General features: G+C 70.7%; 16 protein-coding genes and 1 pseudogene. 5 read left to right on the top strand and 12 right to left on the bottom strand.

The window, feature by feature from the left end; translation table 11 throughout:
- Window positions 1-21: 21 nt before the first annotated feature.
- The 7 genes and pseudogenes from BMW88_RS24775 to BMW88_RS24745 form a co-directional block, all read right to left on the bottom strand.
- The gene (locus BMW88_RS24775; protein WP_089954472.1) at window positions 22-1,059 is read right to left on the bottom strand and encodes a 3-isopropylmalate dehydrogenase; all 1,038 of its coding nucleotides are present in this window, start codon (window positions 1,057-1,059) and stop codon (window positions 22-24) included.
- 269 nt (window positions 1,060-1,328) lie between these two features.
- A pseudogene (locus BMW88_RS24770) lies at window positions 1,329-4,627 on the bottom strand (S8 family peptidase).
- Between the two features lie 238 nt (window positions 4,628-4,865).
- Complete coding sequence (serA, locus tag BMW88_RS24765) at window positions 4,866-6,461, bottom strand: phosphoglycerate dehydrogenase (RefSeq protein WP_425434686.1); 1,596 nt, start codon at window positions 6,459-6,461, stop codon at window positions 4,866-4,868.
- A 258-nt stretch (window positions 6,462-6,719) separates the two neighbouring features.
- Window positions 6,720-6,983 carry a DUF397 domain-containing protein gene (locus BMW88_RS24760; protein ID WP_089954470.1) on the bottom strand — a complete coding sequence of 88 codons (264 nt, stop codon included), beginning with the start codon at window positions 6,981-6,983 and terminating at the stop codon, window positions 6,720-6,722.
- Between the two features lie 91 nt (window positions 6,984-7,074).
- Window positions 7,075-8,088: a ketol-acid reductoisomerase gene (gene ilvC / locus BMW88_RS24755; RefSeq protein WP_089954468.1), complete on the bottom strand. Its 1,014-nt coding sequence runs from the start codon at window positions 8,086-8,088 to the stop codon at window positions 7,075-7,077.
- A gap of 22 nt (window positions 8,089-8,110) precedes the next feature.
- The gene (gene ilvN / locus BMW88_RS24750; protein ID WP_045310681.1) at window positions 8,111-8,617 is read right to left on the bottom strand and encodes an acetolactate synthase small subunit; all 507 of its coding nucleotides are present in this window, start codon (window positions 8,615-8,617) and stop codon (window positions 8,111-8,113) included.
- A complete protein-coding gene (locus BMW88_RS24745; protein WP_089954465.1) occupies window positions 8,617-10,449 on the bottom strand; it encodes an acetolactate synthase large subunit in 1,833 nt (610 codons plus the stop codon). The genes ilvN and BMW88_RS24745 overlap by 1 nt, the downstream gene beginning before the upstream one ends.
- Before the next feature lie 232 nt (window positions 10,450-10,681).
- Here BMW88_RS24745 and BMW88_RS24740 point away from each other — a divergent pair, with 232 nt between their 5' ends.
- The 3 genes from BMW88_RS24740 to ilvD all read left to right on the top strand — a co-directional run bounded on the left by BMW88_RS24740 (window position 10,682) and on the right by ilvD (window position 13,551).
- Entirely contained in the window at window positions 10,682-11,209 is a 528-nt protein-coding gene (locus tag BMW88_RS24740; protein WP_177221281.1) for a PH domain-containing protein, read from the top strand.
- A complete protein-coding gene (locus BMW88_RS24735) occupies window positions 11,206-11,631 on the top strand; it encodes a vitamin K epoxide reductase family protein (protein WP_089954460.1) in 426 nt (141 codons plus the stop codon). Before BMW88_RS24740 ends, BMW88_RS24735 begins: the two co-directional genes overlap by 4 nt.
- A gap of 75 nt (window positions 11,632-11,706) precedes the next feature.
- The gene (ilvD, locus tag BMW88_RS24730) at window positions 11,707-13,551 is read left to right on the top strand and encodes a dihydroxy-acid dehydratase (RefSeq protein WP_089954458.1); all 1,845 of its coding nucleotides are present in this window, start codon (window positions 11,707-11,709) and stop codon (window positions 13,549-13,551) included.
- On the opposite strand, the gene BMW88_RS24725 is transcribed toward ilvD, so the two are convergent.
- From BMW88_RS24725 to BMW88_RS24715, 3 genes are all read right to left on the bottom strand, one after another.
- A complete protein-coding gene (locus BMW88_RS24725; RefSeq protein ID WP_089954456.1) occupies window positions 13,548-13,790 on the bottom strand; it encodes a hypothetical protein in 243 nt (80 codons plus the stop codon). The two genes, ilvD and BMW88_RS24725, sit on opposite strands and share 4 nt — an antisense overlap.
- Window positions 13,791-13,800: 10 nt before the next feature.
- Window positions 13,801-14,538, bottom strand: coding sequence for a DoxX family protein (locus BMW88_RS24720; RefSeq protein ID WP_089954453.1), 738 nt, complete (start codon window positions 14,536-14,538; stop codon window positions 13,801-13,803).
- Window positions 14,539-14,607: 69 nt separating this feature from the next.
- Window positions 14,608-15,522, bottom strand: coding sequence for a 2-hydroxyacid dehydrogenase (locus tag BMW88_RS24715; protein ID WP_245778028.1), 915 nt, complete (start codon window positions 15,520-15,522; stop codon window positions 14,608-14,610).
- 28 nt (window positions 15,523-15,550) lie between these two features.
- Between BMW88_RS24715 and BMW88_RS24710 the strand changes: the two genes are divergently transcribed.
- Complete coding sequence (locus tag BMW88_RS24710; protein WP_245778027.1) at window positions 15,551-16,453, top strand: alpha/beta hydrolase; 903 nt, start codon at window positions 15,551-15,553, stop codon at window positions 16,451-16,453.
- A 10-nt stretch (window positions 16,454-16,463) separates the two neighbouring features.
- Window positions 16,464-17,624, top strand: a complete 1,161-nt coding sequence (locus BMW88_RS24705) for a PQQ-dependent sugar dehydrogenase (RefSeq protein WP_245778026.1) — start codon at window positions 16,464-16,466, stop codon at window positions 17,622-17,624.
- 58 nt (window positions 17,625-17,682) lie between these two features.
- Here BMW88_RS24705 and BMW88_RS24700 read toward each other — a convergent pair whose 3' ends face one another.
- Window positions 17,683-20,169, bottom strand: a complete 2,487-nt coding sequence (locus BMW88_RS24700; protein ID WP_089954451.1) for a M14 family zinc carboxypeptidase — start codon at window positions 20,167-20,169, stop codon at window positions 17,683-17,685.
- A 201-nt stretch (window positions 20,170-20,370) separates the two neighbouring features.
- Window positions 20,371-22,914 carry a CHAT domain-containing protein gene (locus BMW88_RS24695; protein WP_245778025.1) on the bottom strand — a complete coding sequence of 848 codons (2,544 nt, stop codon included), beginning with the start codon at window positions 22,912-22,914 and terminating at the stop codon, window positions 20,371-20,373.
- Between the last annotated feature and the right edge of the window lie 105 nt (window positions 22,915-23,019).

Below are 23,019 nucleotides of genomic sequence, written 5' to 3'. Positions count from 1 at the left end.
GAAACGTCTGACAGGACCGGCTCAGCCCGTGCGCACGTTCGACGACACGAGAGCCGCGAGCCTGTCGCCGATCGCGTAGGTCGCGCCCGGCGACTGGTGGTCGCGGGTCGCGAGGTCGAACGCCACGGAGGCCTCGATCCGGCGCGACGCCTCGTGCTCACCGAGGTGGTCGAGCAGCAACGCCACCGACAGCACGGCGGCGGTCGGGTCCGCGATGCCCTGGCCCGCGATGTCGGGCGCCGAGCCGTGCACCGGCTCGAACATCGACGGGTTGCGGCGCGTCACGTCCAGGTTGCCGGACGCGGCCAGGCCGATTCCGCCCGTGACGGCGGCGGCGAGGTCGGTCAGGATGTCGCCGAACAGGTTGTCCGTCACGATCACGTCGTAGCGGGCCGGGTCGGTGACCAGGTGGATCGTGGCCGCGTCCACGTGCTGGTACGCGACCGTGACGTCCGGGTGCTGCAGCGAGACCTCCTCGACGACGCGCGACCACAGCGAGCCGGCGTGCGTGAGGACGTTCGTCTTGTGCACCAGCGTCAGGTGGCGACGCGGACGGGCCGACGCGCGGGCGAAGGCGTCGCGGACGACGCGCTCCACACCGAACGACGTGTTGAGCGAGACCTCGGTCGCGATCTCGTGCGGGGTGTCCTTGCGGAGCAGACCGCCGTTGCCCGCGTACGGGCCCTCGGTGCCCTCGCGGACCACCACCATGTCGATCTCCGGCGGGTCCGCGAGCGGGCTGCGGACGCCGGGGTAGAGACGGGCGGGGCGGAGGTTCACGTGGTGGTCGAGCTCGAAGCGCAGCCGCAGCAGCAGCCCGCGCTCCAGAATTCCGCTCGGCACCGACGGGTCGCCCACCGCGCCGAGCAGGATCGCGTCGTGCTGGCGAAGCTCCCCCAGCACCGACTCGGGCAACAACTCTCCCGTGGCGTGCCAGCGCGCCGCGCCGAGGTCGTAGCGAGTGATCTCGGCCGCCGGAACGACCTCGCCGAGGACCTTCAGGGCCTCAGCGATGACCTCGGGCCCGATCCCGTCTCCTGGGATCACTGCGAGCCGCATCCACACACCTCCCAGGTGTCAGTCCCCAATTGGTGGGACTACTTTCCTTTGCGAAAGGCTACCGGCATCGTGGCCACCCGCCGCATGCCGGACACCCCTTCGGGATGTTCTCTCCCGTACTGCGGGACACCCACACGGCCCATTCCCCACCTTCGAGTGTCACTCGACCGAACGAACGGTGTCGCGTGAAGGGGTGACGCCCGCCGCCCACACAAGTCACGCGGGGGCCCCGCGTTTCCCTCTGGGGAACGCGGGGCCCCCGCGTGACGTCAGGAAACGTCGGAGGAGCGGTGGTTCGTGGGCGGGGATTGGGGTGGGGTGCGGACCGCGACTACCGAGGCGCGGTCGCCGCTCGCGTTGTGGTGGTTGAGCACGAGCAGTCCCTCGGACTTGTCGGCCCTCAGCGCCGCCTCGTCCCTGTCCACGACGAGCGCCGTGCCCGGCTTCGCGAGGTACGACAGCGCCGCGTCGCCGCCGCCCCGCACCCACAGCCCCGGCTTGAGCGGGTCGAAGGACAGCGGGCGGTCGATCACGTCGACGAGCTTGTTCGCGTTGCCCGGCGCCGGGTAGTAGCCGTCGGTGCCGACGGTGTACGTGAGGCGCGCCGTGTCCTTCGCCGGGTCGATGCCCAGCGCCGTCAGCAGCACCGGCAGGACCACGACGTCGGTGTCCTGCACGTTCGCGTCGACGTCGCCGTAGAGGTTGTTGACGCCCCTGACGTCGACCGTCTCCCCCGTCCTGAGGTCGACGGTGGACGCGACCAGCAGGTCGGTGTCGGTCACGCGGGTCGCGGACACCTCGAAGTCCGCGGTGCCGTCGCCGTCGGTGTCGATGTCGACGAACGGGATCGTGTTGACGCCGAGGTTGTACCAGTTGCCCCACGTCGCGACACCGAACGCGAGCAGCGCCTCCTCCGGCCTGCCCTGGGCCTTCGAGAGCGGGGCCGTGGAGGTCGCGCCGACGTAGCGCAGGTCGCCGCCCCTGGCGGTCTCGTTGAGCGCGCAGTTCTCCGTGACGTCCCGGCGGCAGTCGCGCAGCTTCGGCGACCGCGCCTGCAGCTCGAGCACGCTGACCAGCGAGCGGTAGGCCTGCGGACCCGTGCCCTGGTCGACACCGCGGCCGGTCAGGTTCAGCACCGCCTGCCCGGCGCCGCCGGGGAACTTCAGAGCGGCCGGGGTGGTGATGTCCGCGACGGGCTTCGGTGCCGAGTAGACCGACAGCCGCAGCGGCACCGCGGTGCCGGCGATCGGCGTGAAGGTCACGCGCCCGGAGGCGTCGGCGAGGAACTGGCGCGGCTCGCCGAGCTGCGTCGGGACGACGGTCGGGTCCACCGTCTTGCGCAGCGCCTTCGGGTCGTCGATCCGCAGCGTGACCTGGACGCGGGCGACGCCGCGCGGGCTCAGCCCCACCCTGTTCCGCGAGAGGACGTAGCTCACGCCGGGGATCGTCGTGGCCGCGGTGTAGCCGAGCTCGTACTCGACTGCCTTGGCCGACTTGTTGACGATCTTGATCGTCTTGCTCCTGGAGACCGGCTTGGAGACCTCGACGACGCCGAAGTTCGCGCTGACGTGGCCGTCGTCCTCCTCGACGTGGGCGAGGACCTGGTTCTCGACCGCGGACCTGCCGTCCACGCGGCCGGTGCCGACGCGGTTGGGAGCGAAGGTCTTGCCGCTCTCCCGCACGTCCGCGCCCGCGGTGTTCATGATCGCGGCCTTGACCTCCTCCAGCGTCCAGTCCGGGTGCGTCTGGCGCACCAGGGCGGCGATGCCGGCGACGTGCGGGGCCGCCATCGAGGTGCCGGAGAGGACCGAGCGGTCGTTGCCGGAGCCGACGGCGGTCGACGAGATCGTGTCACCGGGCGCCGCGACGTCCGGCTTGATGGACCGACCGCGCGTGCCGCGGCTCGTGAACGAGCTCGGCGTGTCCGAAATGGACTGGTCGTGCGTCGGCGTCGAGGTGCGCAGGACCCCCGCGAGGCGGACGGTCAGCGTGCCCGCGTCCAGCGCCGGGCGCACCTGGTTCGTGGCCTCACCGGTGAACTGGAACATCGGGATGGCCGCGTTGCCGGCGATGCCCGCCGCGAAGTTGTTGAGCGCGGACGAGAGCAGCACGCCCTGGCCACCGGCGGCCTGCACGTTGCCGGCGCGGGCACCGGAACCGCACCGGCGCGTCGCGTCGTTGTCGTCCCACTCCAGCCAGACCAACCTGCCCGCTACCGCGTCCGTGATCGGCTGGCAGCCGTCGAGGTTGCCGGCCTGCGTGAGCTTCACGACCGGCAGCGTCTTGTCGTAGCCCGGGTAGCCGGTGAAGTTCTGGCTGTACTGGCCCGGCTTCTGGCCGAGGCCCTGCACCTCCGCGCCGTCGCGGAGCACGAACGAGTCGCGCACGGACGCGACGGTCAGCGCCTCGGGCGTGTTGCCCGGCGAGCCGCCGACGTCGTAGAGGTCGCCGCCGTTGCCCGCGGAGAACACCGGCAGGACGCCGGCCCGGTACAGCTTCTTCACGAAGAGGCTGTCGGGGTCGTCCGGGGCGCCGTAGTCGGAGCCGAGCGACAGGTTGACGACGTCGAGGTGGTCGGAGAAGTCGCCGTCGCCGTCCGGGTCGAGCGACCAGTCGAGCGCCTGCGAGGTGACGTTGGTGGAGCCGGAGCAGCCGAAGACCTTGAGCGCGTAGACCAGTGCCTTAGGGGCGGTGCCGGGGCCGATCTTCATCCCGTCGAGCTGCGCGGCGTCGAGCTCGGCGTGGTCGCCGGTGAACGTGCTGCCGTCGGCGTTCTCGCCGAAACCGGCCGTGGTGCCCGCGACGTGCGAGCCGTGGCCGTCACAGTCGATGGGGTTGGGGTCGGGCTTCGGCGTGTTGAGCGCCGGGTCCTCGCTCCCGCCGTCGTACTCCTCGCCCACGAAGTCGTAGCCGCCGACGACCTTCGCGGTCGGGAAGTTCGGGTCCTGCACGCGCGGGTCGACGGCGCGGAACGCCTCGACCGTGCCGGGCCCGCCGAAGTTCGCGTGGGTGTAGTCGACGCCGGTGTCGATGATGCCGACCCGCACGCCGTCGCCGAGCTTGCCGTACCGCTGCCAGACGTCGATCGTCCTGGTGAGCTGGACGGCGTTCGAGTTCTGCTTCTTCTTCGGCACGACCGGGTAGACCGCGGCGACGTCCGGGCGGTTCGCCAGCTCGCGGACCTTCTGCGCGTCGGCCTTCACGACCACGCCGGGAACGCCGTTGGACGTGCGGTAGAGCTCCCTGGTGGAGGTGTCCGCCACCCTGAGCAGGCCGACGACCGCATCGGCCGCGGCGGAGGAGTCGGCGCGGGCCTGCCTGGCAGCTGCCTCGCGACTTCCTTGCCCTGGCTCTTCTTCTCGTCGAACGCGTCGACGGCGGGCTTGCGGTCCAGCGCGACGAACGCGGTGACCTCACCGGTGCTCTTGAGCCTGGGAGAAACCTTGAGGTGCAACGCTTTCGCGTCCATCCCCGGTGCACCCCCGACCGGCTGGGCGAGCTGTTCGCCCTGTGCCTGTGCCGTGGCGGGTGCGATCAGCAGGGTGGTGATGGCCGAGAACACCACCAGACTCGATCGTCTTTTCACAACGTTGCCCCAACCGAGGTGTGTCCTTCGACCCGAATCAGTGCCGTGTCCGCTACGGCACCGGGTCAACCTCGGGGGGACGCTAATCGCTGATCGTGTCTGTGCGATTGCCCCGAAAGTATGAATGTTGGCTACGGGTAGTTGGCTGCTGCCCCGTCAGTTGGAAACGCCGATGTCCACGGGAAGGGGACTTCGCAGTCCCCTTCCCGGTTCGTCGTGACTATCCGAAGTCGACGCTGCGGACGGTGCGCGCGCCCACCGAGGCGCCGATCGGGTCGAGCACCGCGGTGTCGACCGGGCGGTCGACCCGCAGCACCATGACGGCGTCGCTGCCGGTCTGGCTGATCTGCGCGGCCTCGATGTTCACGCCGGCCTCGCCGAGCAGCGTGCCGACGGTGCCCATGACGCCCGGGCGGTCCGGGTACTCCAGCAGCAGCACGGTTCCCTCGGCCCTGAGGTCGAAGTTGCGGCCGTTGATGTTCACCAGCTTCTCGACCTGCGCGATGCCGCTGATGGTGCCGGAGACGCTGTTGGTGGTGCCGTCCGCCTGCACGGCCTTGACGGTGACGAGGCTGCGGTGGTTCGGGCTCTCCGTCTCCTTGGTGAGCTCGACGCTGACCCCGAGGTCCTCGGCGAGGCGCGGCGCGTTCACGAACGTCACCTGCGACTCGACGACGCTCGCGAAGACGCCCCGCAGCGCCGCGAGGGGCAGCACGTCGACGTCCTCGTTGGACAGTTCGCCGCGCACCTCGACGGTGACGCTGGTCGGCGCCTTCGGCGACAGCGCGCTGAGCACGGTGCCGAGCTTCTGCACCAGCGGCAGGTAGGGGCGGACCTCCTCGCCGACCGCGCCGCCCTGGACGTTGACGGCGTCCGGCACGAAGTCGCCGGCGAGCGCGAGGATGACGCTCTTCGCGACGTCGGTGCCCGCGCGGTCCTGCGCCTCGGCCGTGGACGCGCCGAGGTGCGGCGTCACGACGATGCCGGGCACGTTGAACAGCGGGCTCTCGGTGGTGGGCTCGGTGCTGAAGACGTCGATGCCGGCGCCGCCGACCTGGCCTTCCTTCACGGCCTCCGCGAGGGCCTCCTCGTCGACGAGGCCACCGCGGGCGGCGTTGACGATGATGACGCCCCGCTTGGCCTTCGCGAGCTGCTCCGCGCCGATGAGGCCCTTGGTCTCCGGCGTCTTCGGCAGGTGGATGCTGATGGCGTCGGCCCGTTCGAGGAGCTCCTCGAGGCTGACGAGCTCGATGCCGAGCTGGGCCGCGCGCTGGGCCGAGACGTACGGGTCGTAGGCGATGAGCTCGACGCCGAACGCGGCGATGCGCTGCGCGAACAGCTGGCCGATCTTGCCGAGGCCGACCACGCCGACGGTCTTGCCGTTGAGCTCGACGCCGTTGAACTTGCTGCGCTTCCACTCGTGGTTCTGCAGCGTCTCGTGCGCGGCCGGGATCTGGCGCGCGACGCTGAGCAGGAGCGCGACCGCGTGCTCGGCGGCCGAGACGATGTTCGACGTCGGGGCGTTGACGACCATCACGCCGTTCTGCGTGGCGGCCGGGACCTCGACGTTGTCGAGGCCGACGCCCGCGCGGGCCACGACCTTGAGCTTGCGGGTGGCGGCGAAGACCTCGGCGTCGACCTGGGTAGCGGACCTGACGAGCAGGGCGTCCGCGTCCGCGACGGCTTCGAGGAGGGCCGGGCGGTCGGTGCCGTCCACGTGGCGCACCTCCACACCATCGCCCAGAGCGTCCAGCACGGACGGCGCGAGCTTCTCGGCGATGAGGACAACAGGTCGGCTCGTGTTGCTCACGGACATCGCTCCCAGGAAGGGTCGGATCGTGGGGCGCGGGCGTGGTCGGGGGCGGCTGGCCCGCGCCGACCGGAGCACCGCAATGTGTCCGGACTGTTAACGAGCATAGACAGGGGCCCCAACCGGGGATTCCGGCGGGTGGCCCAGGTCACCGCTCTCGTCTTGCAGGATGGGACGGCCCCAGCCCGGACGTGGTGTTCAGCGGCGTTCAGACCGCCCACGTCCTGGGACGCTACGGGCGGGCGGTCGACCGGCGCTCGAACCTCACCACGGCTCGTCGAACTCCCCGTCCTTCGCTCCCAGCACGAACGCGTCCCACTCGGCCATCGTGAAGACCAGGACGGGTTCGAGCTGCTTGGAGTTGCGCATGGCGACGTACGTGGCGCCGTCGGTGTGCTCGACGAAGGCGATCTCGACGTGGCCGTCCTCCGGCTCCGGCTCCGGCGGGCGCTTCCACTGCGCGCCGCGCAGGTCCAGGTTGCCGCGCACGTGGGCCTTGTCGTCGTAGATCGGCGCGCTGTCGGTCATGGGGTTGAAGCTAGCGGATGGGCGGGAGCGGGGAGCGGAAAGGCCCGCGGAGCGCCACACGCGCTCCACGGGCCTGTCCGGGGAAAAGACCTCAGGCGGTCTCGGTGATCGGGCGGTCCACCCACGACATCATGTCGCGCAGCTTCTTGCCGGTTGCCTCGATCGGGTGGTTCTCACCCTCCTGCTGGAGCTTCCGGTAGTTCGCGCGGCCGTTGTCGTCCTCGGCCACCCACTCGTTGGCGAAGGTGCCGTCCTGGATCTCGCCCAGGATCTTCTTCATCTCCTCCTTGACCGCGGGGGTGATGACGCGCGGGCCGCGGGTCAGGTCACCGAACTCGGCGGTGTCGGAGATCGAGTAGCGCATGCGGGCGATGCCGCCCTCGTACATGAGGTCGACGATCAGCTTGAGCTCGTGCAGGCACTCGAAGTAGGCGACCTCGGGGGCGTAGCCCGCCTCGGTCAGCACCTCGAAGCCCGCCTGGACCAGAGCCGACGCGCCACCGCACAGGACGGCCTGCTCGCCGAAGAGGTCCGTCTCGGTCTCTTCCTTGAACGTCGTCTTGATGACGCCGGCGCGGGTGCCGCCGATGCCCTTGGCGTAGGACAGGGCGAGGGCCTGGGCGTTGCCGGAGGCGTCCTGCTCGACGGCGATGAGGGCGGGCACGCCCTTGCCGTCGACGAACTGGCGGCGCACCAGGTGGCCGGGGCCCTTCGGGGCGACCATGGCGACGTCCACGCCGGACGGCGCGGTGATCAGGCCGTAGCGGATGTTGAAGCCGTGCCCGAAGAAGATCGCGTCACCCTCGTTGAGGTTCGCGGCGATCTCGTTCGCGTAGATGTGGCGCTGCGCGGTGTCGGGCGCCAGGATCATGATCACGTCGGCCCACGCGGAGACCTCGGCCGGGGTGCCGACCTCGAGGCCCTCCTCCTCCGCCTTGGCGCGGGACTTGGAGCCCTCCTGCAGGCCGATGCGGACCTCGACGCCGGAGTCGCGCAGGGACAGCGCGTGGGCGTGGCCCTGGCTGCCGTAGCCGATCACAGCCACCTTGCGGCCCTGGATGATGCTCAGGTCGGCATCGTCGTCGTAGAAGATCTCGACGCTCACAGTAATTCCCTACCTTCTGGATTTAACGAACCGCGGTGGCGGTGATGGAACGAGCGCCACGGCCGATGGCGACCATGCCGGACTGGACGATCTCGCGGAGCCCGTAGGGCTCCAGCATGCGCAGCAACGCGTCGAGTTTTTCAGACGTGCCGGTGGCCTCGATCGTGACCGCCTCCGGCGACACGTCGACGACCTTCGCGCGGAAGAGCTGGACGGTCTCGAGGACCTGCGACCGCACCGTCGCGTCGGCCCTGACCTTGATGAGGACGAGCTGGCGCTGGACGGACGCGGCCGGCTCCAGCTCGACGATCTTGATGACGTTGATGAGCTTGTTGAGCTGCTTGGTCACCTGCTCCAGCGGCAGCTCGTCGACCGACACCACGATCGTCATGCGGGAGATGTCGGGGTACTCGGTGCGGCCGACCGCGAGCGACTCGATGTTGAAGCCGCGGCGGGAGAACAGGCCGGCGACGCGCGCGAGCACACCGGGCTTGTCCTCGACCAAAACGCTCAGCGTGTGCCTGGTCATCACAGGTCCTCATCGAACAGGGGGCGGATGTCGCGGGCGGCCATGATCTCGGAGTTGCCGGTGCCGGCCGCGACCATGGGCCACACCTGCGCGTCCTTGCCGACGACGAAGTCGACCACGACCGGCCGGTCGTTGATCTCCAGCGCCTTCGCGATCACCTCGTCCACCTCCTCGCGGGACTCGGCGCGCAGGCCGGCGCACCCGAGAGCCTCGGCCAGGAGCTTGAAGTCTGGGATGCGGTGCTTGTGCGTCCCCAGATCGGTGTTGGAGTACCGCTCGCCGTAGAACAGGGTCTGCCACTGGCGGACCATGCCCAGGTTGCCGTTGTTGATCACGGCGATCTTCACCGGCAGGCCCTCGATGGCGCAGGTCGCCAGTTCCTGGTTGGTCATCTGGAAGCAGCCGTCGCCGTCGATGGCCCACACCGTGCGGCCCGGCTCACCGGCCTTGATGCCCATCGCTGCGGGCACCGCGAAGCCCATCGTGCCGAGACCGCCGGAGTTGATCCACGTGCGCGGGTGCTCGTACTTCACGAACTGCGCGGCCCACATCTGGTGCTGGCCGACGCCCGCCGTGTAGATCGTGTCGGCCGGGGACATCGCACCGATGCGCTCGATGACGTACTGCGGCGACAGCGTGCCGTCGTCCGGCCAGTTGTAGCCGAGCGGGAACGTCTCGCGGATCGAGTTCAGCGTCTCCCACCACGGCGCGAGGTCCCTGACCTTGGCCGTCTCGCGCTCGGCGCGGACCGCGTCGATCAGCTCGGTGATGATCTCCTTGCAGTCCCCCACGATCGGGACGTCCGCGCGGCGGTTCTTGGAGATCTCGGCCGGGTCGATGTCGGCGTGGATGACCTGGGCGTCCGGCGCGAACGAGTTCAGCTGACCGGTCACGCGGTCGTCGAAGCGGGCGCCCAGCGCGATCAGCAGGTCCGACTTCTGCATCGCCGCGACGGCCGCGACGGTGCCGTGCATGCCGGGCATGCCCAGGTGCTGCTCGTGCGAGTCGGGGAAGGCGCCACGCGCCATCAGCGTGGTGACGACCGGGATGCCGGTGTCCTCCGCCAGGCGCAGCAGCTCGGGGGACGCGTCCGCCTTGATGACGCCACCGCCGACGTAGAGAACGGGCTTGCGCGCGTTGACGATCAGTTTGGCGGCTTCGCGGACCTGCTTGCCGTGCGGCCGGGTCGTCGGCCGGTAACCGGGCAGGCGCAGCTCGGGCGGCCACGAGAAGCTGGTCTGCTCCTGCAGCACGTCCTTGGGGATGTCGACGAGGACGGGGCCGGGCCGGCCGGTCGCCGCGATGTGGAACGCCTCCGCGATCGCCCGCGGGATCTCCGCGGCGTCGGTCACGAGGACGTTGTGCTTGGTGATCGGCATGGTGATGCCGCAGATGTCCGCCTCCTGGAAGGCGTCCGTGCCGATCAGCGGCCGCGACTGCTGGCCGGTGATCGCGACGACGGGCACGGAGTCCATGTTCGCGTCCGCGAGCGGGGTGACGAGGTTGGTCGCACCCGGTCCCGAGGTCGCCATGCAGACCCCGACCTTGCCGGTGGCCTGCGCGTACCCGGTCGCCGCGTGGCCCGCGCCCTGCTCGTGGCGGACGAGGATGTGCCGGACCTTCGTGGAGTCGAGCAGCGGGTCGTACGCCGGGAGGATCGTCCCGCCGGGAATGCCGAACACCACCTCGCACCCGACCGCCTCGAGCGATCGCACAAGCGACTGAGCACCGGTTACACGAACCGGTGCGCCACTGGGCGGGGCCGGTTTCGGCCGCGGACCTGGACGTGGCGACGTGGGCTCGGGAGCCTGTCGCGATGGTGCGCTGGTCATCTCATTGCCTCGTGGGTATCGGGGTCCGGACACGAAAAAACCCTCGACAACCCGAAGACGGGTCGTGCGAGGGTCGCGCGTCGACGCAGGCTGTTCGGCTCAGGCGTCGACGCGCCTGAGAAGTACGAGAACGAGCGTGCGCTGCATGTGGCGGACGTTATCGCCTCGCGCAAGAGTGCGTCAACTCTGCGAGACGGAATTCCCGGATCGTGGACGTGGGAGAATCCTCCGGGTGAAGAAGCTGGTCTTTCGCATCCCGGCGACCGCGCTGCTCGCGGCGGGTCTGATCGCCATCTGCGTGACCCCTGTGGCGTGGGTCGCTCCCGGACTGCAAGCGCTCTACGTCCTGCCTCTCGGCTACGCCTACTGGGTCGTCCGCAACCGCACGACGGTCACCGAGGACGAGATCGTCGCCCGCGGCCTGTTCGCCACCACGACGGTCAGGTGGCCGGAGGTGAAGGCGATCCGGCTGGTCCGGAAGGGCTGGCTCAAGGCCGTGAAGGACGACGACACCGAGGTGACCCTGCCCGCGGTCCGGTTCATGCACCTGCCGGCGCTGTCGCTGGTGAGCGGCGGACGCGTGCCCGACCCGACCGCCGTGGACGAAGAGACCGCCGAGGCCGTGGCCGCCGAGGACGAAGCTGCCGAAGACGTGACCGCCACCGAGGACAAGGACAAGGCCGCCGGGACGACCGCGGACGTCGCCGACGAGCCCGTGAAGTCCGTGGAGTCCGTGGAGTCCGTGGAGTCCGAGAAGTGATCCGGCGGGTCCCGCTGCTGAGCCTGCTGCTGTCCATCGCGGGCCTGCTGACCTCGGCCTACCTGACCTACACCCACTTCGACGCGAGCGCGCTGGTGTGCTCGGCCGACTCGGTGGTCGACTGCGAGACCGTGACCACGAGCGAGCAGTCGGAGCTGCTGGGCATCCCCGTCGCGTTCCTCGGGCTCGCCTTCTTCGCGTTCCTCACCGTGCTCTGCCTCCCGTTCGCATGGCGCCTCGACGCGCTGAAGTGGGTCCGGCTGGGCGCGGTGGGCGTGGGCGTGCTGATGGTCGTCTACCTGGTCGCGGCGGAGTTCCTCATCATCGGCAAGATCTGCCTGTGGTGCACCGCCGTGCACGTGATCACGCTCGCACTGGCCTGTCTGCTGGTCTGGGCGAGCCTGCGCCCAAGTAGCCTTTGAGGTACCGCTCCCAGACTGGTGGACGCCTCACCCCGCGTCCCGCGCGTTTTTTCTTGAACTGAATCTGGAGGAGCAGTGCCTCAGCTCCGCTCTCGCACCACCACGCACGGCCGCAACGCCGCGGGTGCCCGCGCCCTCTGGCGCGCGACCGGCATGACCGACGGCGACTTCGGCAAGCCGATCATCGCGATCGCCAACTCCTACACGCAGTTCGTGCCGGGTCACGTGCACCTGCGCGATCTCGGCGACATCGTGGCCGAGGCGGTGCGCGAGGCGGGTGGCGTGCCGCGCGAGTTCCACACGATCGCGGTCGACGACGGCATCGCCATGGGCCACAGCGGGATGCTCTACTCGCTGCCCAGCCGCGAGATCATCGCCGACTCCGTCGAGTACATGGTCAACGCGCACCAGGCCGACGCGATCGTCTGCATCTCGAACTGCGACAAGATCACCCCCGGCATGCTCAACGCGGCGATGCGGCTCAACATCCCCGTCGTGTTCGTGTCCGGCGGGCCGATGGAGGCCGGCAAGGCCGTCGTCGTCGAGGGCGTCGCCGTCGCGCCGACCGACCTCATCACCGCCATCGCCGCGTCGGCGTCCCCCGCCGTGGACGACGAGGGCCTGTCCGAGGTCGAGCGCTCGGCGTGCCCGACGTGCGGCTCCTGCTCCGGCATGTTCACCGCGAACTCCATGAACTGCCTCACCGAGGCGCTGGGCCTCTCCCTGCCGGGCAACGGCTCGACGCTCGCCACGCACGCCGCGCGCCGCGAGCTGTTCTCCGAAGCCGGCCGCGTGGTCGTGGAGCTGTGCAGGCGCTGGTACGGCGAGGACGACGAGTCGGCGCTGCCGCGCTCGATCGCGAACCGCAAGGCGTTCGAGAACGCGATGGCGCTCGACATGGCCATGGGCGGCTCGACGAACACGGTGCTGCACATCCTCGCCGCCGCGCAGGAGGGCGAGATCGACTTCACGCTGCAGGACATCGACGACCTGTCGCGCCGCGTGCCGTGCCTGGCCAAGGTGTCGCCGAACTCCGACTACCACATGGAGGACGTGCACCGGGCCGGCGGGATCCCGGCGCTGCTGGGCGAGCTGCACCGCGCGGGCCTGCTGAACGAGGACGTGACGTCGGTGCACACCCCGACGCTCGCCGAGTGGCTCGGCAAGTGGGACATCCGGGCGGAGAACCCGTCCGCGGAGGCGGTCGAGCTGTTCCACGCGGCCCCCGGCGGGGTCCGCACCACCGAGGCGTTCTCGACGTCGAACCGCTGGTCCTCTTTGGACACCGACGCCGCGGGCGGCTGCATCCGCGACTTCGAGCACGCCTACACGCGTGACGGCGGCCTAGCCGTGCTGCGCGGCAACCTCGCCGAGCGCGGCGCGATCATCAAAGCCGCCGGCATCGACGAGGAGCTGTGGCACTTCGAGGGCCCGGCACGGGTCGTCGAGTCCCAGGAGCAGGCCGTCTCGGCGATCCTGAACAAGGAGATCCAGGCGGGCGAGGTGCTCGTCGTGCGCTACGAGGGCCCGTCCGGCGGCCCCGGCATGCAGGAGATGCTGCACCCCACGGCGTTCCTGAAGGGCTCCGGCCTCGGCAAGAAGTGCGCGCTGATCACCGACGGCCGGTTCTCCGGCGGTTCCTCCGGCCTGTCGATCGGCCACATCTCCCCGGAAGCGGCGGGCGGTGGCACGATCGGCCTCGTCGAGAACGGCGACCGGATCCTGATCGACGTGCACGAGCGGCGCCTGGAGCTGCTGGTGGACGAGCAGGTGCTGGCCGAGCGGCGCGCCAAGATGGAGGCGTCCGAACGGCCGTGGCAGCCGGTCGACCGCATCCGCCCGGTCACGGGCGCGCTGCGGGCGTACGCGCGGATGGCGACGGACGCGTCGACGGGCGCGGTGCGCGACCCGAGCCGCTAAAGAGCGAACGCGAGCGCCAGGCAGGCGCCGAACACGAGCCAGCCCGTCAGCGGTCCGCTGACGGGCTGGTCCGTTTTCTTGACCACGAGACCTGCGACGACGAGGCCCGCGAGCAGGCCGAGCGGTGGCAGCAGGGACTTCGCGGTGAGGCCGAACGGGAACGCCACCAGGTAGACGACCGGTATCCCGATCACCAGCAGTGCCAGTTGGAGCAGCGCGCCCGTCAGTCGAGGAGTCACGGGTGCGTGTCTACCGGAAGACGAAGAAGGTCACGGCCGCGCCACCCGCTCCGAGCAGGAGCGCGATGAACCCGGCCGCCAGCGGGTGGCGGAACCAGCTCCGGTTGTAGTCCAGCGCGGCCCGGCCGGGCCCGGCGAACAACGCCGCGAACGCCATGCCCGCGAGCGCGAGCTCCAGCTCGACGCCGTTGGGGCCGAAGAAGCCGCCCTTGTACTGCAACGCGATGACGTTGGCCATCACCGCGAGCAGGCCGGCCGCGGCCAGGGGCGTGAAGAGGCCGAGCACGAGCAGGGCGCCGCCCGCCAGCTCCGTCACGCCGGTGACCCAGGCGAGGACGACCGACTCGCGGTAGCCCATCTTCTCCAGCGACTGCGCGAAGCCGTTGATGCCGGGGCCACCGAAGAGCCCGAAGACCTTCTGCAGGCCGTGCAGCACGAAGATGCCGCCGAGCACCGCGCGCAGGCCGAGCAGGCCGAGGTCGGGGCCCGCGGTCCAGCCGAACTTCTTGCGCTCGTCGTCGAACGGGTCGTCGGCCGCGTGCTCCGGCGAGTCCACACCGGACCGGTCCAGCGGCGTGTAGCCCGTGTTGTCGAACGCCTTCGTCGTGGAGTCGTACGGCTGGGTGGTGCCACCCCCGGCCTTGCCCGTGGCGTCGTCGAAGTGGTGCACTCCCCCTCCGCTGCCCGAGTAGAACGAGTCGTCGGAGAAAGCGCTCGATGAGCTCGAGCCTTTGTCGTGAGTAGCCACGCCCGCACGCTAGGGGGCCTCGCGCGGGCGCGCGAGGGCCGAACGGCAGCCCGGTTTCACCCGGAAGAACTAATAAGATCCGTTCACCAGGTTGCGCGGCCGTTCCCCCGCGACGTACCGGGTCACCTCGGACGCCACCACGGCGTAAGCCCGTTCCGTGTGACCGGTGCAGCTCCCGGCGACGTGCGGGGTCAGCAGCAGGCCCGGCGCGGTCCACAGTGGATGGTCAGCGGGCAGCGGCTCGGGATCGGTCACGTCCAGGGCGGCGCGCAGCCGTCCGGACGTCAGCTCCGCGAGCAACGCGTCCGTGTCGACGACCGGGCCGCGGGCGCCGTTGACCAGGATGGCGTTGTCCTTCATCGCGGCCAGGAACCCGGCGTCGACCAGGTGCCGGGTCTGCTCGGTCATCGGCGTGAAGACCACGACCGCGTCGAACTGCGGCAGCAGCGCCGGCAGCTCGTCCACGCCGTGCACGCCGTCGCGGGCGGTGCGGCCCACCAGCACGGCGGTGGCGTCGAACGGCTCCAGGCGGCGCCGCAGCTGCTCGCCGAGGTCGCCGGCGCCGACGATCAGCACCTTCTTGCCCTGCAACGTGTCCGTGAGGTGGTAGTCCCAGCGGCCCTCGGCGCGGGCGCGTTCGAAGACGAGGAAATCCCGGTAGATGGCCAGCAACGCGCCGATGGCCCACTCCGCCGTGCTGCCCCCGTGCGCGCCACGGCACGTGGACAGCATCACGCCTTCCGGCACGCGGCCGATGAAGTTCTCCGCACCCGCGCTCAGCAGCTGCACGAGCTTGAGGTCCGGCAGTTGCGCGAACACCTCGCCCGGGTCGGTGCCCGCGAGGAACTTCGGGACGAGGACCTCGGCGCCGAGCCCCTCGGACGGCAGCGGCTGCCCCGGCGTGTAGCGGACCGGCCGGACACCGTCCACCCGGGACAGCACCTGAACTCCGAGATCATCTGGCACGAGCACGATGAGCGTCACAGGTGCAACGTACGTCAGAATGGCGGCCATGCGGGAGCACGACGTCATCTCCTGGGACGGCACGAGGATCCGGACTTGGCGGGCAGCGGATGGAGGCACACCCGTGCTGCTCTGCCCCGGCGTGGGGTCCGGTCCCGAGTCGTGGCCGTCGCTCACCGGCCGCGGCGGTCTGCTCGGCTGGTACATGCGCGGGACGATGGGGTCCGACCGGCCCGTCGACGAGCGCAACATCTCGCTGGACGACCACGTGTCGGACGCGATCGCGGTCCTCGACGACGCGGGCGTCGAGCGGTGCGTCGTCATGGGCTGGTCGATGGGCGTCACGATCGCGGCCGAGCTCGCGCTGCGCCATCCCGAACGGGTGGCGGGCCTGCTGCTCGTCGCGGGCGCGCCGGGGGACTCGTTCGACGCCATGCTGCCGGTGGTCCCGGGAGCGGTGCGCCGGTTCGTCGGACTGACCGCCACGAAGCTGCTGCGGCAGGCCGGTCCGGTGCTCGACAGCGTGCTGCACCGGGTCCCGGCGCCGGACGTGACGGCGTTCCTGCTCCGGCACAGCGGGGTGATCAAGCCGAGCAGCGACCCGAAGGCCGTGGCGAACGCGGTCAGCCGGTTCCTGCGGCACGACTGGCGCTGGTACTTCACGCTGGCCCTCGCGCTGGGCGCGGCGCCGCGCCAGGACCTCGGCACGATCGTGTGCCCGGTCACACTCCTGGCGGGCCGCGACGACGTCCTGACGACGGCGGAGAGCATGTCCGGGTCCGTCGGCGCCCTGCCCCAGGCCCGGCTCAGGGTGCTGCCGTGCAGCCACTACCTGCCGCTGGAGGCGCCGGAGGTGGTCTCCGCCGAGCTCGACCTGCTGCTCGAGCGGGTCCGCTCGGTCGACTTCGCCACGGCTGAGGCGTTCACTTCGGGTTCACGGTCACGCACCTAGCCTGGGACTCGTGGTGCGTTCCGTCGTGTTGTTGGCCGCCGCCTGCCTGCTGGCAGGGGGCTGCGCGAGCTTTCCTGACGAGCCGGCCCCCACGGCGTGGAGCGCACAACCGCAGCTGACCCCGCAGGCGGGTCCGCGGCCGGAGCTGCCGGGCGAGTTCCAGCCGAGCCCCGGTGAACCGGGCCGCGGGCAGCCCCAGCAGAGCGTGCCGCCGCCGCAGGGCTGCAAGGACTACCACCCCGCGGTGATCGCCACGTGCCTGAACACCGTCACCGGCGTCGCCCCGATCGGCGCGGACGCCCAGGGCGGGGTCGCGGCCTACGCGGCGGAACGCGGCGGGCGCCTGCTCAAGGTCACCAAGGACGTTGACCCGGTCGTGGTCGCCCAGGTCGAGGTGGACGCGTCGTCCGACGGCGGGCTGACCGGTCTCGCGCTGTCGGCCACGTTCGCCGAGGACCAGCTCGCCTACGTCTACGTGACGACCGCCACGGACAACCGCGTGCTGCGCATCGCGCCCGGTGACACGCCCAAGCCGATCCTCACCGGCATCCCGAAGGGCCCTTCCGGCAACCGCGGCGTGCTGGCGAGCGACCGCAAGGGCGCGCTCCTCGTGGCCACCGGCGACGCGGGCAACCCGGCCCTGGCCGCCGACCCGAGCTCGCTCGCCGGCAAGGTGCTGCGCATCGACGGCTCCGGCCAGCCCGCGCAGGGCAACCCCACCGCGGGCTCGGCGGTCGTCTCGACCGGGCTGCGGCTGCCCGGCGGCCTGTGCGTCTCGGCGGACACCCAGAAGATCTGGGTGACCGACTGGACCGCGAACGCCGACGTCCTCCACCGCGTCGTGCCGGGCAAGCTCGGCGAGCCCGCGTGGGCGTGGCCGGACAAGCCGGGCGTGCTGGGCTGCTCCTCGTACACGGACATGCTCACCGTGGCGACCTCCAAGACGCCCGGCCTGCAGTCGTTGCAGATGAACCCCACCGGCGCGTTCACCGGCAAGCCGGAGCCGTCGATGCAGGAGGGCGGTTTCGGCCGGCTCGGGCCGATGGAGATGCTGAACGAGTCGGCGTCGCTGGTCGGCACGGTGAACAAGGCCGGCGGTCAGCCCGTGTCCTCCGACGACCGGGTCGCCATCGTCGTGCGCCCGGACGGTGGCGGCGGCACCAAGGACTGACGACTCGCGCCGGCGAGCGGGGGCGAGAAGGCCGCCGGGCCTTCCCGCCCCGCCTCCCCTACCGGGTACCGGTCCAGAAAATGGCCCGCGCCACCTGCGCGTAGAGCCCCTTCGGGTGGTCGCGGAACATCGGCTCGGTGCCGAAGAGGACCACCTTCGCGCCGTTGGCCGCGGTACCGGACACCACCGCCGCCTGACCCGCGGCAGCGTCCTGGCCGCCCGTGCCGTTGTCGCGTGCGCGCCAGTGGCCCGCGGCGAGCACCGTGCTGCCGTAGCGCTGCTCCACCGCCACCCCGGCGCCGAGGTCCGTGAACCACTGCGGGGAGTAGACGAACGAGTGCGGCAGCGCGCCCGTGCCGACCGGACCGGTGCCGTTGACGACGTTCACCACGCCGTTGGCGTCCTCCCAGCCGGCGACCGGGGTGGCCTGCAGGAGCTTCGCGTCGGTGTTGAACCTGCTGCCCGTCGCGCCGCGCGTGACGACGCCACCCCGCTGCAGGAACGCGTCCAGCCCCGCCTTGGCGGCGGCGTTGAGCTGGGCGTGGTTCAGCCCGGAGCCCACGTACAGGACGTCGATCCGCGACCAGTCGAAGCCCGCGTTGAGCACGGCCGTGGAGATCGTGCGGACGTCGAACCCGGACTCGCGCAGCACCTGCAGCTCGTCCGCGGACACGGCGGCCGCGACCGTCTTGCGCTGCAACGCGACCCCGCCGGGCTTGGCGGCGGTGAAGCGGACGCCGTAGCGGTCGGCGGCCTCCTTGGCGGCGGCCCTCTCCGCCGCGGGGACGACGACCGTGCCGTCGTCGTGGCGGCGCAGCTCGATGCCGCGGGACAGCAGGTCGTTGACGGCGCTGACGTCCCTGGGGTCGGTCAGCGTCAGCGCGAGGTCGGCACCCGGCGCGACGCCGACGTCACCGGTTGGAGCGGCGGCGGTGACGGGCTCGCCGTCGAAGTGGAGCCGGCCGGACCTGTGGACGTCGACGGACGCGCCCCAGAGCAGGCGGTGGCTCCAGCCGGAGATGTCGTACATCACCGGCGCCTTGCCGGAGATGTCGCTGCCCTGCTCCAGCATCACGTTGGCGAGGCCGCGCTTCGGCTGGTGCATGTCGACGACGTACGACCCGGCCGGGTAGCGCTTGCCCCCGAGGGTGAACGGCTTCTCCGCGCGCTCGACCCGCACGTCGTGCCGGACGAGCTGGTCGACGAGCCTCGCCGCGGCCGGCGCGGACCGGTCGCCGGTGATCACGTACGCGCGCGGGAACTCGGTGCGGAAGCGGTCCTCCGGCCCGAAGCCGGGCACGAACCCGTCCGGGATGTACCGCTGCGCCTCCCCGGCGGCGCCCCGGCGGAACATCTCGGTCTGCCCGGCGATCAGGCTGCGCCGGTTGTCGTCCACGTAGTCGAGCGTCGTCTCGATGGTGGCCTCGACGACATCGGTGTTGATCTTCGATCGCCGCTGGAGCTCCGCCGCCGGCAGGGCGTCGTAGTCGGCGCGGTTGACCCGCATCGGGATCTCGATCGTGTACGAGATGGCGCCGTGGTACATCGAGTACTGCGCGGTGTAGATCGGCGCCCAGCCGTCCCACTCGCCGACGGGGTAGTCGCGGAACGGGATCTCCGGCTTCGCCGCCTCCGGGTGGCCCAGCGCCTGCACGGCCTTCTCCATCAGCAGGCCGCCCTCGTAGCCGTGCTTGATGTAGAGGTCGAAGTCGTAGTTCTGGCCGTGCGGCGGCGTGGTCGGCTCGATGAGCGTGTTCGCCACGTACCCGTGCTGGTCCAACATCATCAGCGGCTGCGTGCGCTCGACGATGTCCTGCATCACCCGGTTCTCCGGCTGGGAGCTCGTGACGAAGTCGCGGTTGAGGTCGAAGCCCGCCGCGTTCGCCCGCGTGCCGGCGACGCGGCCGTCCGGGTTCGCGGTCAGGTTGAAGTAGATCCTGCTGCGCCGCAACAGGTCCTGGGTCTCGCGGTCGTTGCTCGTGGCGAGGTGCTCGATGACGCGCAACGCGCCGTCAGTGCCCTCCCACTCGTCGCCGTGGATGTTGTTGTTGATCCAGATCGGCGCCTTGTAGAGCCCCGCCGGGACCGAACGCCCCTCCTCGATGGTGGCGCGGAACCGCTCCTGGACCCTGGTCTCGGCCGGGCTCTCGGGCGCGGTCAGCGTGACGAGGTACAGGTCGCGGCCGAGCCCGGACTGGCCGACGACCTCGACCGAGACCCTGTTGCTCCTCTGCTGCAACGCGTTCAGCTTCGGCGCGAGCGAGTGGTACGGCGCCAGGCCGAGCTTGATGGCCTTGTCGGCGGGGTTCTCGGGATAGGTCCGCAGCGTGGTCCTGCGCGGGTAGCCCTGGCTGCGGTCGGCCCGGTTCTCCCCCCGGGCCTGCACGGACAGCGCCCCGAGCGCGCTGTCCAGCGTGGCGACCTCGTTGCGCTCGGGCCCGTTGCCGGGCTCTCGGTCGGTACTCGACGGTTGCGCTGATCCGTTGGCCGGTGCCGCCACCGCTGCGGCGACCGCCAGGAGAACAGCGAGCAGAGTTCTGCGCATGCCGACATTCCTCGCACAACGGCCCGCCCACCGACTAGAGCCGATAGGCGGGCCGTTGCATCCCCTCGGTCACGACGAGACTGGCACAGAACCACGCGCAAAAGCGAGAAAAGTTCACCAACCACCGGCACCACCAGGGCGCAAGTCACCGCTGACCTGGCCGTTCAGCTCGCTGACGGGCCGTACGACCACTCGATCGGTCTAGCCGGACCCCAGGCACAGGAACGGCCGGCGGAACGGGTCCTTCGCCATCGCCTCGGCCAGCGCCACGGCTGGCGCGGCGCCCGCGACCAGCGCCCGGTGGTAGTCGGCCATGGCGGCGGCGCTGGCCTCGTCGCCGACCTTGCTGGCGGCGGCGACCACCGTTCTGGTGCCGCCCGCGAGCATGGCGCCGGCGAACCCGAGGGCTTCGTCGCCGGGCCTGATGCGGTTGAGGGCCAGCTCGCAGGCCGCGAGGACCACGTGAGCCGGTGGCTTGCGCAGCCTGCCCAGTTCATGGGCGAAGAGCGGTCCGTCGACCAGTTCCAGCCGGGAGAACAGGGCGTTCTCGGTCTCGTGTTCGCCGTGCGCGGCGACGTGGACGAGGTCGGCTCCGTCGAGGTGGGCGAGGACCTCGGCGGCGGTCGCGTCTTCGCCGGAGAGGACCGTTGCCTTGTTGTGGTGGGCAGCCAGCCGGTCGACCTCACCGTCCGCGAACTGCAGTCCAGGCCCTCGCACCAGCAGCACCTGGTCGGATCCCGGTTCTTCCGCCTGCGCGGCGGCGAGCCACGTCGTCGCGGAAGGCGCGGTGGTGACCGCACGACCGTGCAAGCTCGGCAGGACGCCCCACGGCACCGCGTACAGCGCACCGGTCGGCACCATGACCAACTCGCGTTCGCCGATCAGGCCGGCCAGAGGCTTGATCAGCAGCTCGTCGAGCCGAGCGGCCTGCCTGCGGGCAGAGGCGCCGATGACTTCCACCAACGGCACCGGGAGATGGTCCGGCGCCAGCGCGTTGAGGTCGAAGTGCAGCTTCTGCGCGCTCTCCAACGCTTCCTGTGCGTTACCGAGGCGGACCATCCGCACCCGGCTTCCCGCGACCACCACGGCAACCATGGCGCCGCCCGAGGTGGCGAAGCTGACCATCGCTCGCCGGCCGAGCTCGGCGATCACCTCGTCAACCCTCGCGACCGGCCTCGGCTCGCCCCACCGCTGCGAGTTCCACCCCAGGCGGTTGGCCTCCCGCTGCGCCTTGGCGAGCCGGTCCCGCAGGTCCGCGGTCGGCCTGCCGTCCAGGCCGGCACGCATCAGCTCACGGCTGAGGCCCCTGACCTCGGTGATGCGCGCGGCCACCTCGGTGTTGTCGACGTGCTCCAGCGGCTCGTACCGATAGGCCTGCGCCCTGGTGCGCTCGAGCCACGCGAACAGGCGCCTCGCGTCGTCGCGCTCCAGCACCAGGCGGATGGCCAGCTCACCGAGCTCCCGGCCGTGCACCGCCGTCGCCGAGACGAGCTCCAACCCGCCGAGCTGGTCCCGCACGTGCCCCAGTTCGTCGAGCCCCAGCCGGGCGTGCAGCAACGCCGCCCGGCGGTTCCCCCGAGCCACCGCCAGTTCCGAGAGGATGAGCCGGCGCTGCATGCGGTGGTCGATCGGCGTGACGGCCCGCGGCCCCGGCAGGCGGCGCAGCAGTTCCTGAGCGGCGGCGAGCCTGCCCCTGCGCACCTCCAGCCGCACCGCGAGCAGCCGGGCGAACCGCGACTCGTCGACCAGCCGGTTGGCCGCCAGCTCGTCGGACAAGCTCAACGCCTTCTGCACCAACGACTGCGTCACCCGGTTGTTCTGCAGCGCGCGCCTGCCGTGCGCCCAGAGCTCGATCAGCGCGGCCATCATCCACCACGTGCTGCCACGCTTCTCGAGTTTGCGCTGGGACGCCTTGGCCATGCGCCGCGCCAGGTCGAGCTCGCCGTCCAGCAACGCCGCGGAGGCGCGGAACATCTCGACCTCGGCGATCTCCTGGCCGAACTTCTCCCTGCGCATCACCGGAAGTGCCTCGTCGAGGTGCTTACCGGCCTCATCGGACAGACCGATCATGAGCATGGCTTCCGCCTGGTCCATCTGCATGCGGGCCAGCGGTGCGGCCTGCTCGTCAGCGCGGAAGATGCGCTCCGCCTCCTCGTAGCGGCGCAGGGCTTCGGCAAGGTCGCCACATTGCTTGTGGACGTTGCCGAGGGCATGGATCGCGTACGGGTAGCTCTGCCTCAGGTCGTACCGGCGCGCGACCGCGATCGCGCGCTCCAGATCGGCAACGGCCCGCTCGCGCTTGCGCACGGCACCGCTCGCGTAGGCACGGTTGATCAGACCGAAGACCAGTCTGAGCGGGAACTTGTCAGCACCGTCGACCTGTCCCATGCCCCGCTCGACGAACGAGATGTAGCGGGTGAACCACTCGATCGCCTGTTCGGGCTGGCCGGTGCGCATGACCACGACGCCCTGGCTGAGATCGATGGCGGCACTCAGCTCGGCGCACAGTTCGGGGAGTCTCAGCGTCGTGATCTCGCGACGCGCGGTCTCGAAGGCCTCGATGGCGCTGTCCCGGCCGCTGGTCTCGGCCAGACAGGTGCCCAGCACCGCGAGGGTTCGGACACGGACCTCCGTCCGTTCCGGAGTGTCGTCAGCGCGGGCGGAGAGCACGAGGCCCCGCTTGAGCAGCCGGATGGCCGCCGGGAAGCGGAACCTCGCTTGCTCGGCAAGACCTCTCTGGTACAACTCACGCGCTCTGGCCAGAGCACGGGCATGCATGTGATCATCACACCACATGCACCCGCGTGACGCTGTCCGCCAACCAGGCACACGCTCAGCCAGCGGACAGCA

The sequence above is a fragment of the Lentzea xinjiangensis genome, assembly GCF_900110955.1.
Taxonomy (GTDB): domain Bacteria; phylum Actinomycetota; class Actinomycetes; order Mycobacteriales; family Pseudonocardiaceae; genus Lentzea; species Lentzea xinjiangensis.
This window is presented reverse-complemented; position numbering and strand designations above follow the sequence as displayed.

Excerpts from the sequence above, each read along its gene's own strand:
- BMW88_RS24760 (WP_089954470.1), bottom strand. The coding sequence starts at position 6,983 with ATGACCGACAGCGCGCCGATCTACGACGACAAGGCCCACGTGCGCGGC.
- BMW88_RS24745 (WP_089954465.1), bottom strand. The coding sequence starts at position 10,449 with ATGACCAGCGCACCATCGCGACAGGCTCCCGAGCCCACGTCGCCACGT.
- BMW88_RS24710 (WP_245778027.1), top strand. The coding sequence starts at position 15,551 with ATGCGGGAGCACGACGTCATCTCCTGGGACGGCACGAGGATCCGGACT.
- ilvN (WP_045310681.1), bottom strand. The coding sequence starts at position 8,617 with ATGACCAGGCACACGCTGAGCGTTTTGGTCGAGGACAAGCCCGGTGTG.
- BMW88_RS24775 (WP_089954472.1), bottom strand. The coding sequence starts at position 1,059 with ATGCGGCTCGCAGTGATCCCAGGAGACGGGATCGGGCCCGAGGTCATC.
- serA (WP_425434686.1), bottom strand. The coding sequence starts at position 6,461 with ATGTCCGTGAGCAACACGAGCCGACCTGTTGTCCTCATCGCCGAGAAG.
- BMW88_RS24700 (WP_089954451.1), bottom strand. The coding sequence starts at position 20,169 with ATGCGCAGAACTCTGCTCGCTGTTCTCCTGGCGGTCGCCGCAGCGGTG.